The sequence below is a fragment of the Aeromonas sp. 602396 genome (assembly GCF_049173735.1).
In the GTDB taxonomy this organism is placed as follows: domain Bacteria; phylum Pseudomonadota; class Gammaproteobacteria; order Enterobacterales; family Aeromonadaceae; genus Aeromonas; species Aeromonas veronii_A.
In genome coordinates this window covers 500,418-512,173 of the sequence record NZ_JAAKSD010000001.1, presented here as the reverse complement: position 1 = coordinate 512,173, position 11,756 = coordinate 500,418, and the positions used below count along the sequence as shown (strand labels likewise).

The window sequence follows — 11,756 nt, the reverse complement described above, 5'->3', positions numbered from 1 at the left end:
CCAGCGTTAAAGGATCAAGACTCGAGAAGCGAGTCTTCGAATCGTTCCAGCTCTTCGAGGAGCTTGTCGACAAACTTGAGTTTGCGAACGCAATCAGCGGCAACGAGATCTCTGCCGGCGGCAAGAGACTCGGTCAGCTGCTGCATCAACATCTGGTGATCATGCCTGATCTCGCTGCGAAAATCCTTGATGGCGCACTCAGGGTCGGCGTCATCTTTCAGATCGGCCAGACGCTCGCGCCACTCCAGCTGCTGCATCAGAAACGCGCTATCTTGCAGAGTCTGCTGTTCACCACGGATATCGGTGCCACGCAGGGAGAGCAGATATTCGGCACGGCGCAGCGGCGCCTTGAGGGTGGTGAATGCTTCATTGATCTGGGCGGCACGTTGCACCGCAGCCAGCTGCTCCCGTTCGGGGGCGGTGGCAAAACGATCAGGATGGAATTGGGTTTGCAGCTGGCGGTAGGTATCAGCCAACTGACGGGTATCGAGCTCGAAGCCTTCAACCAGCCCAAACAGCTCGAAATGATTCATGCAAACCTCTTGGAAACGTTCGTCACAACCTCACTCGCCCCTGGCAAATGAGATGTGGTTGAACGGGTCATGGACAACCCGCTCAACCACAGACGAAGGATCATTGACGTCAAACGACTCAGACACTGAAGCTTTCGCCGCAACCACACTCGCCTTTGGCGCATGAGAAGGTATTGTTGAACTACGCATATCTGACCCGTTCAACAACAGACGAAAGATCATTCACGTCAAACATCTCAGACACTGAAGCTTTCGCCACAACCACACTCGCCTTTGGCATTGGGATTGTTGAATTGGAAGCCCTCGTTGAGGCCCTCCTTGACGAAATCCAGCTCGGTGCCATCCAGATGGATCAGGCTCTTGGCATCGACAATAATCTTGACGCCCTGCTGCTCGAACACCTGATCCTCATCGGTCAGTTCATCAACGAACTCAAGCACGTAGGCCAGACCGGAGCAGCCGGTGGTTTTGACGCCGAGGCGCAGGCCAATGCCCTTGCCCCGGTTAGCCAGAAAAGAGGAAACCCGTGCCGCGGCGGCATCTGTCATGGTAATAGCCATACTGCTCTCCGGCGCTTAGAGACCTTTCTTCTGCTTGTAATCGGCGATGGCGGCCTTGATGGCGTCCTCAGCCAGAATGGAGCAGTGGATCTTCACCGGTGGCAGGGCCAGCTCTTCAGCGATATCGGTGTTCTTGATGCCAGCCGCTTCGTCCAAGGTCTTGCCCTTGACCCATTCGGTCACCAGGGAGCTGGAGGCGATAGCAGAACCGCAGCCGTAGGTCTTGAACTTGGCATCTTCGATGATGCCTTCGTCGCTGATCTTCAATTGCAGCTTCATCACGTCGCCACAGGCGGGCGCACCGACCATGCCGGTTGCAACACTGGGATCATTCTTGTCAAAACCACCGACGTTGCGAGGATTCTCGTAGTGGTCGATTACTTTTTCACTGTAAGCCATATCTCACTCCTGCTAATTCTGTTGCTCACTGACCAGATAGATCAGTGATGAGCCCATTCGACCGTGTTCAGATCGACGCCGTCTTTGTACATCTCCCACAGAGGGGACATCTCACGCAGACGACCGATGGAGTCACGAATAAGCTTGACCGCGTAGTCAATCTCTTCCTCGGTGGTGAAGCGACCCATGCTGAAACGGATGGAGCTGTGTGCCAGCTCGTCGTTCAGACCCAGTGCGCGCAGCACATAGGAAGGTTCCAGGCTGGCGGAGGTACAGGCCGAACCGGAAGAGACTGCCAAATCTTTCAGCGCCATGATGAGGGATTCCCCTTCCACATAGGCAAAGCTGACGTTGAGGTTGCCCGGAACACGTTGCTCCAGATCGCCATTGATGTAGACGGCTTCAATGTCCTTGATGCCATTCCACAGACGCTGGCGCAGTGCCAAGATACGCTCGCCTTCACTCACCATCTCTTCTTTGGCGATGCGGAAAGCTTCGCCCATCCCGACGATCTGGTGGGTCGGCAGAGTACCGGAACGCATGCCGCGCTCGTGGCCGCCACCGTGCATCTGGGCTTCCAGACGAACGCGGGGTTTGCGGCGAACAAACAGTGCACCGATCCCTTTCGGACCGTACACCTTGTGCGCTGAGACGGAGAGCAGGTCCACTTTCAGTGCTTCCACATCTACCGGGATCTTGCCCACACTCTGAACGGCATCCACGTGCAGCAGGATCTTGCGGGAACGGCACAACTCGCCGATGGCGGCAATGTTCTGAACCACGCCGATTTCGTTGTTCACATGCATGATGCTGACCAGGATGGTGTCATCACGCATGGCATTCTCGATCATCTCGATAGTGAACAGGCCGTTGGGCATCGGCTCAAGATAGGTCACCTCGAACCCTTCACGCTCCAGCTGGCGACAGGTATCGAGCACCGCCTTGTGTTCGGTCTTGGAGGTGATGATGTGCTTGCCCTTGCTGGCATAGAAGTGGGCAACACCCTTGATGGCCAGGTTATTGGATTCGGTAGCACCGGAAGTGAAGACGATCTCGCGGGGATCGGCACCGATCAGATCTGCCACTTGATTACGGGCCAGATCCACCGCCTCTTCGGCTTGCCAGCCAAAGCGGTGAGAACGGGAAGCCGGATTGCCGAACAGGCCATCCATGGTGAGACACTGCATCATTTTTTCTGCGACACGCGGGTCCACCGGACAGGTTGCCGAATAATCAAGGTAAATAGGCAGTTTCATGTTTTTCTCCGTCACAGTCCGGGTCATACAGAGTCCCGCTGTGGAAAGCACGTTTATAGTTGGACTTTCAAGCTCACATCGCCGTGTTCTGCCCGATCAACCAGGGACAACACGGTCTTCATTTGTTCATCTTGCTTGCCGGCAATCCGGCGCACATCGGCCTGGCGTACCAGCTCAGCCAGCGTGATATCCCCGAGGAAGCTGGAGATCCGCTCACTCAAATCACGCCACAGGGAGTGAGTCAGGCACTGGGTACCGCCGTGGCAACCGCCCTTGCCGAGACACTTGGTGGCATCGACCGACTCATCGACCGCGGTGATCACCTGACCAACCGAAATCTCGCCTGGGGCCAACCCGAGGCGATAACCACCACCCGGGCCACGCACGCTGCTCACCAGACCATGTTTGCGCAGGCGGGCAAAGAGCTGCTCGAGATAGGACAACGAGATGCCCTGGCGCTCGGAAATATCGGCAAGGGGGACGGGCCCCTGCTCTGCATGCAGCGCCACGTCGAGCATGGCGGTTACAGCGTAACGTCCTTTTGAAGTCAGTCTCATGTGCCTTACCGTCTTGCGAAGCAATTTAATGGGGCACATGGTCACATACCCGACCAAATCAGTCAAGTATATGGTTGAGTAAATCAGTCGGATTAATCCGGTACGCGCGCTTTCTGCACCGAGGTCAGAATACCGCGCAGAATGTTGAGCTCAGCCGCTTCCGGCCGAGCCCGATTGAACAGGCGACGCAGCTTGCTCATCACATGACCCGGATGGTCATCGGCAATAAAACCGGTCTTCATCAGGGTTTGTTCCAAGTGCTTATAAAACCCTTCCAGCTGGGCGGCACTCGGATAGGCCATCTCCTCTTCAGGCTCGGCGGCCTGCCCCAGCAGCCAGCGCATCCGCACTTCGTAACAGAGGGTCTGCACCGCCATGGCCAGATTGAGAGAGCTGTAATCAGGATTGGCCGGAATGGCCACGTGGTAGTGGCACTTTTGCAATTCGTCGTTGGTGAGACCGGTGCGCTCACGACCAAACACCAACGCAACCGGGTGCTGCATCCCCTCAACCACCGACTTTTCGCCGGCCTCACGGGGATCGAGCATGGGCCAGCTCAGGGTTCGAGAGCGGGCGCTGGAGCCAATCACCAGACCACAATCGGCGATCGCGTCGTCCAGTGTCGGGACGATACGGGCATTGGCAAGCACATCGCTGGCACCAGCCGCCAGGGCGAAGGCATTGTCATCCGGCAAGGCTTGCGGATCAACCAATACCAGCTGGGTCAACCCCATGGTCTTCATGGCGCGTGCCGCAGACCCCATGTTGCCGGTATGAGAGGTGTTTACCAAAACGATACGAATCTGATCCAACATGCCCAGTCAATCTTCAGTCAAAAATGGCGCGCAATTGTAACATAAGAGAACACCATGTTGGCACCGTAAAAGCCGAGCCATTTCAGAACAAAACCACCCGTTTGTATAACAAACCAGCATGAGGGAAGTGAGAGGGGGGGGACTAAACTTGATGGATATCCGATAAACGGCACAGGAGACACCACGCCATGCTTCCTCCCTTTATCTATGAGAGATTGCCCAGCCTCTACCTGCTGGCAGCCATTGCCATTATTACGTTGAGTGAACAGCCCCTGCTCTGGTTTGCAGGCGCCTTGCTGTTTATCGCCGGAGCGGTGACCTGGATGATGCGCTCCAGCTACCGACGTACCGATCTGATTATCTTTCCGAGCAAACGCTGGCTACAGCCGGAGTGGCTGTATGAAGCGCAACCCTTTATCTGGCTGGCTGCGGGGCTGGCCATGTCACAGCTGCCCGCCCCTGCGGCACTCATCGCCTTGGTGCCCTGTCTGTGGGCCTGTCGTTGCCTCTGGGCACGGCACCATTATCGTCGCCATGCCCATGGGGTGATTGTCCACTTAAGACGGGATCCCTCCCGGCGCCGTCTGCACCGGAGCCTGCGCTGACTCGGTGCGGGCGCGTTCGATAAACGTCGCCAGATCCATCAGGGGATACTTCATCAGGCTTGGCAAGCCATCGAGATCCAGACTGTCCATCAGGTTTTTCACCTCAAGGCCCAGTTCGGTATCCCCTTCTATCTTCAACTTGCGCTGGAAAAAGAGCGAATCCGGATCCTCTTTGCGACCAGCGATGAGGATCAGGTCGTTGGCGGTACCGCTGAAGCAGACATCGGCCTTGTCACACTCGCGAGCTACCACCAGCAGGCCATTCTGCTCACTGATAAACCAGCACAGCTCCAGATCAGAGACTTCGACTTTCAGCCACTTGTCTGCCAGAAACTCGAAATCGCCATCTTCGATAGCCTCTTTGAATACCCGGGCCAGCAAACTCTCCATCAGCTGCTTTTGCAGATTGAAGGGAACCAGCTTGAGGGGATGGCGCAAGAAGCGCGGAGCCTGTTCGACCAGGCGGCGTTGCAGTTGTTGAAACACGATAGACTCCCTTTTTTGCGCATTCAAACACAGGGAGAGTGGCAAGATCCTGTTGGAAATCAAACTTGTGCTGGGTTACCTCAAGAAGGGTAAAGCCACATAAAGCTGCCTCAGGTCAAAAAGCGGGAGTGCATGGCTGCATACAATCAGGGCTCGTTTGCCCTTCATATGCACTCTCGGAGCGTACCAATGGAATTACTCTGTCCGGCAGGCAGTTTGCCGGCACTGAAAACCGCCGTGGATAACGGGGCCGATGCCGTTTATATCGGTTTCAAGGATGACACCAATGCACGCCACTTTGCCGGTCTCAACTTTACCGACAGCAAGCTGGAGAAGGCGGTAGATTATGTGCATCAACATGGTCGCAAGCTGCATATTGCCATCAATACCTTTGCCCATCCCGGGGCCGATACTCGATGGAAACAGGCGGTTGATCGCGGGGTGGCCCTCGGCGCCGATGCGTTAATCATCGCCGATCTCGCCGTGCTGGAATATGCCAGCCGCCACTACCCCGAGATGGAACTCCATGTCTCGGTGCAGGCCAGCGCCACCAATGCCGCCGCCATTCGCTTCTATCAGCAGCAATTCAATATCACACGGGTGGTGCTGCCCCGGGTGCTCTCCATGCATCAGGTCAAGCAGCTGGCCCGCGAGACCGATGTTGGCCTTGAGGTATTCGCTTTTGGCAGCCTCTGCATCATGGCCGAGGGGCGCTGCTATCTCTCCTCCTACATGACTGGCGAGAGTCCCAACACCGTCGGCGCCTGCTCACCGGCCAAGTTCGTCCGTTGGGAAGAGACCCCGAACGGTCTCGAGTCGCGGCTCAACGAGGTGCTGATCGACCGCTATGGCCCGGGCGAAAATGCTGGCTATCCGACCCTGTGCAAGGGGCGTTTCGACGTGGATGGGCAGACCTACCACGCGCTGGAAGAGCCCACCAGTCTCAATACCCTGGGTCTGTTGCCCGAGCTGTTCAAGACAGGGATCCAGTCGGTCAAGATTGAAGGACGCCAACGCAGCCCAGCTTATGTGGAGCAAGTGACCCGGGTCTGGCGTGCGGCCATCGATGCCTATCAGGCCAATCCCGAGGCCTATCAGGTTAAAGCTGAGTGGGATGCCCAGCTCGCCCGCGTCTCCGAAGGTAGCCAGACTACCCTCGGCGCCTATCATCGTCAGTGGCAATAAGGAGTCCACCCATGCAATTCTCTCTCGGGCCTCTGCTCTTCTACTGGCCCAAAGCCGATACCGAGGCCTTTTACCATGCCGCGGCCGACAGTCAGGCCGACATCATCTATCTGGGGGAGACCGTCTGCAGCAAGCGGCGCGAACTCAAAGTCGATGACTGGATTGCGCTGGCCCGTCAGGTCGCAAACTCCGGCAAGCAGGTAGTGCTCTCGACCCTCGCCCTTATCTCCGCCCCTTCCGAGCTCAAGGAGGTGAAGCGGCTGGTCGACAATGGCGATCTTATGGTCGAAGCCAACGATCTCGGTACGGTACAACTCGCCTGGGAGGCAGGGATCCCCTTCGTCTGTGGTCCCGCCATCAACGCCTATAACGCCGATGTGCTGCGCATGTTGCTCAAACAGGGGATGAAACGCTGGGTCATGCCGGTGGAGCTCTCCCGTGACTGGCTGATCCAGCTCAATCAGGATCTGGGGTCCCTGCGCGACCAATTTGAGGTGGAGGTGTTTGCCTACGGCCATCTGCCGCTCGCCTACTCGGCGCGCTGCTTCACCGCCCGCTCCCTCGACAAACCGAAAGACAACTGCGAGCTCGCCTGCATCAACTACCCCACCGGACGACTGGCCAACAGCCGCGAGGGGCAGCGGGTGTTCAATCTCAACGGGATCCAGACCCAGTCCGGTTACTGCTACAACCTGGGTAACGAGCTGGCTGATATGGAAGGTCTGGTAGATGTGGTCAGGCTTTCGCCGCAAGGGATGGAGACGCTGGAGATGCTGGCCCGCTTCAAAGCCAACCGGCAGGGCCAGGCTCCCCTCTCCTTGCAGCAAGGAAGCGACTGCAACGGCTACTGGCGCCAGATCCCCGGCATGAGCCTGGTGGAATAAGCCCAAGGGCAAAACATAAGATAATAGCGATCAAAAGGGGGCCATTAGGCCCCCCTTTCTAATCACTCATGTCGATAGTGACTTACTTGGCGCCATGCTGCTCCGCCAGATAGAGCCAGGTATCGACCACGGTATCAGGGTTGAGCGACACCGAATCGATCCCCTGCTCCACCAGCCAGGCGGCGAAGTCCGGATGATCAGATGGGCCCTGACCGCAGATCCCCACGTACTTGCCCGCCTTGCGCGCGGCCTGAATCGCCATCGACAGCAGTGCCTTGACCGCCTCGTTGCGCTCGTCGAACAGGTGGGCGATGAGCCCGGAATCCCGATCCAGCCCAAGGGTGAGCTGGGTCATGTCATTGGAGCCGATGGAGAAGCCATCCACGTGCTCGAGGAACTTGTCTGCCAACAGGGCATTGCTCGGGATCTCGCACATCATGATCACCTTGAGCCCCCGCTCGCCACGGCGCAGACCGTTCTCGGCCAGGATGTCGATCACCTGCTCCGCCTCGCCCACGGTGCGCACGAAGGGGATCATCACCTCGACGTTGGTCAACCCCATCACATCGCGCACCCGCTTGATCGCCTCGCACTCGAGGGCAAAACAGGGGCGGAAGCTGTCGGCGATGTAGCGGGATGCGCCACGAAAACCGATCATCGGGTTCTCCTCGTGGGGCTCGTAGCCACGACCGCCCACCAGATTGGCGTACTCATTGGACTTGAAGTCTGACATCCGCACGATCACCCGCTCCGGCCAGAACGCAGCGCCCAGAGTGGCGATCCCCTCGGTCAGCTTGGCCACATAGAACTCCCGCGGGCTGTCGTAACCGGCGATCATCTTGCCGATGGTGGCCTGCAGCTCTGGGGTTTGCTGGTCAAACTCCAGCAAGGCCTTGGGGTGCACGCCGATCATCCGGTTGATGATGAATTCAAGGCGTGCCAGCCCCACCCCGGCGTTGGGCAACTGGGCAAAGTCGAAAGCGCGGTCCGGGTTGCCGACGTTCATCATGATCTTGATGGGCAGGCGCGGCATATTGCCCACCTCGGTCACCGCCACGTCGAAGTCCAGCTCGCCGTCATAGATAAAACCGGTATCCCCTTCCGCGCAGGAGACGGTGATCCGCTGGCCCGGCTGAATATGATCCGTAGCGTTGCCACAGCCCACCACTGCCGGAATGCCCAGCTCGCGGGCGATAATGGCGGCGTGACAGGTGCGCCCCCCCCGGTTGGTGACGATGGCGGAGGCCCGCTTCATGATGGGCTCCCAGTCCGGGTCGGTCATGTCGGTCACCAGCACATCGCCGGGCTGCACTTCGTCCATCTGGCTGATGGAGGAGATGACCCGCGCCGGACCCGCGCCAATCTTGTGGCCGATGGCCCGCCCCTCGATCAACACCTTGCCCGCTTGCTTGAGAGCAAAACGCTCGAGGGTGTTGGCCTCCTGACGGCTGCGCACGGTTTCCGGGCGCGCCTGGACGATGTAGAGCTTGCCATCCTGCCCGTCCTTGGCCCACTCGATATCCATCGGGCGGCCATAGTGCTGCTCGATGATGAGGGCCTGTTTCGCCAGCGCCATCACCTCCTCATCGCTGATGCAGAAGCGGCTGCGCTCGGCCTCATTGGTATCGACAATCTTCACCTGGCGGCCGTGACCGACATCGTCCGAGTAGGTCATCTTGATAAGCTTGGAGCCGAGGGTCTTGCGCACCACCGCCGGGCGTCCTGCCTTGAGGGTCGGCTTGTGCACGTAGAACTCGTCGGGGTTGACCGCACCCTGCACCACCATCTCGCCAAGACCATGGGCGCCGGTGATAAAGACCACGTCGTTGAAACCGGACTCGGTATCCAGGGTGAACATGACGCCGGAGGCGGCGAGATCCGAGCGCACCATGCGCTGCACCCCGGCCGAGAGGGCAACGCCCTTGTGGTCATAGCCCTGATGCACCCGATAGGAGATGGCGCGATCGTTGAACAGGGAAGCAAACACATGCTTGACCGCCGTCATGACGGCATCGATGCCACGTACGTTGAGGAAGGTCTCCTGCTGACCGGCAAAGGAGGCGTCCGGCATATCCTCGGCGGTGGCGGAGGAGCGCACAGCAAACGAGGCCTCGACACCGGCACTCAACTTTTCATAGGCAATCCGGATCGCCTGCTCCAGCTCGGGCTGGAACGGGGCTTCGATCACCCAGTCGCGGATCTGCTGACCGGCCCGGTTGAGGGCGGCGATATCGTCCACGTCCAGATTGTCGAGCAGATGGTGGATCTTGCCGTTGAGGCCGCTTGACTCCAGAAACTCGTTAAACGCAAAAGCGGTGGTAGCAAAGCCCCCCGGCACGGATACGCCGGCGCCAGAGAGGTTGCTGATCATCTCGCCAAGGGATGCGTTCTTGCCGCCAACTCGTTCTACGTCCTGCATTCCGAGTTGTTCGTACCAGAGCACGTACTGTTGCACTTGGATGTCTCCAGGTTGGTGGGCACCGATGCCATAGCACCTCGTGCGCCCGATTTAATCGATGAGGTTATGGGTAAGTCAGGTGCGTTATTGTCTGTTTCTTTTGTTGCCAACGACCATGAAAACGTTTTCTACTGGTTTTCAAAAAAATCCCCGAGCAAGAGTTGGGGATGGTCGAATGACCGGAACATTCTACAATGGCGACACAAAAAGATAACGATTCAGGTTTGCAAGCCACTTCACAACTTGGGCACAGCAGACCGGTTGACAAAACTGGTATGGTTTCGGGAGATACTTCTCACCCTTTACCCCATGCGACCCCACCCGCGGTATCACAGGAGCCCTACGTGCACACCGTATTTTATGTTTCAGACGGAACCGCCATCACCGCCGAAGTGTTCGGTCACGCGGTACTGAGCCAGTTTCCGCTGGCCTTCGAGCAGATCACTATCCCCTTTGTGGAGACACTGGAGAAAGCCCGTCAGGTACGGATGCGGATCGACGAGCAGTTTCGCCAGACCGGGGTACGCCCCATTCTGTTTCACACCATCGTCGACCCGCTGGTACGGGAAGAGGTACTGAAATCAGAAGCGTGCGGCCACGACTTTCTCAACACCTTCGTCAGCCCGCTGGAGCAGGAGCTGGGGGTAAAAGCCGAGCCCCGCCTCCACCGCACCCACGGCATGGAGAATCGCAAGCTCTATGACGATCGCATCGAGGCGGTCAACTTTGCGCTGGCCAACGACGATGGCATCACCACCAAAGAGTACGATGAGGCGGACATCATCCTGATCGGGGTCTCCCGCTGCGGCAAGACCCCCACCAGCCTCTATCTGGCGCTGCAGTTCGGCATTCGCGCCGCCAACTACCCCTTTATCGAGCAAGACATGGGCATGCTGGAGCTGCCCGCCCCCCTCAAAGCCAACCGTCACAAGCTGTTTGGCCTCACCATAGCGCCGCAGCGGCTGCACGAGATCCGAAACCAGCGCCGCGCCAACAGCCGCTACTCCTCCATCGAACAGTGCGAGCAGGAGCTGGCCTGCGTGGAGCGACTGTTTCGCCAGGAGGCGATCCGCTTCCTCGATACCAGCTCCCACTCGGTGGAGGAGATCAGCGCCAAGGTCCTCGAGGCGACCGGTCTGCGCCGCCAGCTCTGTTAAGCCAGCTTGACAGCTATCGGCATCAACAAAAGATAAAAATTACAGTGTCGCGGCGAAAGTCAGCTGTGGCGAACTGCAATTCACATAGATGACAGTGAAAAGCGTGGATAAAAAGGGATAAGCACCACAAATACTTGTCCCTCTTCTTGTCGACCTTGGCGTTGTGCCCTTGTCACCCGCTGCCAGTTAGCCGCTATTCGATTCCGTTCTGCTGCGCTCGGCAAACAGCCAGCGTTCACTAACGATTGAGCTCAGGGTTGTTCATCAACCGGGCATAGAAAGCCAGCAAACCGTGGCGCAGGCGAACCCGCTCCGCCAGCCAGCCGCCAACGAGCGCCCCCGTTACCCCACCCACCAGCAACAGCGACTGCCAGTAGTGCAGCAACTCCTGGTCACCGAGTAACAGCCAACCCAGCAGCATGGTGGCGGCCACCAGCAACAACAGCGGACCGGCGGCAATCCCTAACCAGAGCGCCACCAGCACACTCCGGGCAACCCCTTGTTGCAGCACGCTTTCGCGTTCCCTGTGATCCAACTCCCTGCACTCTTCCTTGCATTCTTCCCTGCACTCTCGCTTGTTTGGCATCATTTGCATCTACTTGTGGCTTGGCACCACAAAAGCACACCAACAAGACAAAATGTCAACAAAACAGAATTCGATTGAACAAACATCAACCAAAAACTACCAAGAAGCCACTTCAGATCATGAAAAAGCTGCATTTGGTACAAAACACGGCCATTAGAGATGGAAAACAGGTGCATTCATGGCGGATTATCACTATTCTGCTTCGGTTGCCAGCCAACACTAAAAATTGAAAATGGCATGGCGTAACGAAATAAGTACAGCTTTCGTCAGGTTTT

Annotated in this window: 13 protein-coding genes; 4 read left to right on the top strand and 9 right to left on the bottom strand. The window is 57.8% G+C overall.

Annotation, left to right across the window (positions count from 1 at the left end; all coding sequences use genetic code 11):
• Positions 1–14: 14 nt before the first annotated feature.
• The 6 genes from hscB to trmJ all read right to left on the bottom strand — a co-directional run bounded on the left by hscB (position 15) and on the right by trmJ (position 4,120).
• Complete coding sequence (gene hscB, locus G5229_RS02300) at positions 15–533, bottom strand: co-chaperone HscB (protein WP_227340758.1); 519 nt, start codon at positions 531–533, stop codon at positions 15–17.
• Positions 534–769: 236 nt separating this feature from the next.
• The gene (gene iscA / locus G5229_RS02295) at positions 770–1,093 is read right to left on the bottom strand and encodes an iron-sulfur cluster assembly protein IscA (RefSeq protein WP_005333812.1); all 324 of its coding nucleotides are present in this window, start codon (positions 1,091–1,093) and stop codon (positions 770–772) included.
• A gap of 15 nt (positions 1,094–1,108) precedes the next feature.
• On the bottom strand, positions 1,109–1,492 hold the full coding sequence (gene iscU, locus G5229_RS02290) for a Fe-S cluster assembly scaffold IscU (RefSeq protein WP_005333813.1): 384 nt from the start codon (positions 1,490–1,492) through the stop codon (positions 1,109–1,111).
• Between the two features lie 41 nt (positions 1,493–1,533).
• Positions 1,534–2,748 (bottom strand): IscS subfamily cysteine desulfurase, encoded by a 1,215-nt coding sequence (locus tag G5229_RS02285; protein ID WP_013723838.1) that lies wholly within the window; start codon positions 2,746–2,748, stop codon positions 1,534–1,536.
• A gap of 53 nt (positions 2,749–2,801) precedes the next feature.
• A complete protein-coding gene (iscR, locus tag G5229_RS02280) occupies positions 2,802–3,305 on the bottom strand; it encodes a Fe-S cluster assembly transcriptional regulator IscR (protein ID WP_026035025.1) in 504 nt (167 codons plus the stop codon).
• A gap of 92 nt (positions 3,306–3,397) precedes the next feature.
• On the bottom strand, positions 3,398–4,120 hold the full coding sequence (gene trmJ / locus G5229_RS02275; RefSeq protein ID WP_421208287.1) for a tRNA (cytosine(32)/uridine(32)-2'-O)-methyltransferase TrmJ: 723 nt from the start codon (positions 4,118–4,120) through the stop codon (positions 3,398–3,400).
• Positions 4,121–4,308: 188 nt separating this feature from the next.
• Here trmJ and G5229_RS02270 point away from each other — a divergent pair, with 188 nt between their 5' ends.
• Complete coding sequence (locus G5229_RS02270) at positions 4,309–4,725, top strand: hypothetical protein (RefSeq protein WP_307896626.1); 417 nt, start codon at positions 4,309–4,311, stop codon at positions 4,723–4,725.
• Here G5229_RS02270 and ubiT read toward each other — a convergent pair.
• Positions 4,678–5,211, bottom strand: coding sequence for a ubiquinone anaerobic biosynthesis accessory factor UbiT (ubiT, locus tag G5229_RS02265; RefSeq protein WP_157160993.1), 534 nt, complete (start codon positions 5,209–5,211; stop codon positions 4,678–4,680). The two genes, G5229_RS02270 and ubiT, sit on opposite strands and share 48 nt — an antisense overlap.
• Before the next feature lie 189 nt (positions 5,212–5,400).
• Between ubiT and ubiU the strand changes: the two genes are divergently transcribed.
• Complete coding sequence (ubiU, locus tag G5229_RS02260) at positions 5,401–6,396, top strand: ubiquinone anaerobic biosynthesis protein UbiU (protein ID WP_421208285.1); 996 nt, start codon at positions 5,401–5,403, stop codon at positions 6,394–6,396.
• Positions 6,397–6,407: 11 nt separating this feature from the next.
• A complete protein-coding gene (locus G5229_RS02255; protein WP_421208284.1) occupies positions 6,408–7,280 on the top strand; it encodes a U32 family peptidase in 873 nt (290 codons plus the stop codon).
• 82 nt (positions 7,281–7,362) lie between these two features.
• Here G5229_RS02255 and ppsA read toward each other — a convergent pair whose 3' ends face one another.
• Positions 7,363–9,735, bottom strand: coding sequence for a phosphoenolpyruvate synthase (ppsA, locus tag G5229_RS02250; RefSeq protein WP_421208283.1), 2,373 nt, complete (start codon positions 9,733–9,735; stop codon positions 7,363–7,365).
• Between the two features lie 347 nt (positions 9,736–10,082).
• On the opposite strand from ppsA, the gene ppsR reads away from it, so the two are divergent.
• Positions 10,083–10,895 carry a posphoenolpyruvate synthetase regulatory kinase/phosphorylase PpsR gene (gene ppsR / locus G5229_RS02245; protein ID WP_005344832.1) on the top strand — a complete coding sequence of 271 codons (813 nt, stop codon included), beginning with the start codon at positions 10,083–10,085 and terminating at the stop codon, positions 10,893–10,895.
• 238 nt (positions 10,896–11,133) lie between these two features.
• On the opposite strand, the gene G5229_RS02240 is transcribed toward ppsR, so the two are convergent.
• Positions 11,134–11,430 (bottom strand): hypothetical protein, encoded by a 297-nt coding sequence (locus tag G5229_RS02240; RefSeq protein WP_421208281.1) that lies wholly within the window; start codon positions 11,428–11,430, stop codon positions 11,134–11,136.
• Positions 11,431–11,756: the final 326 nt, after the last annotated feature.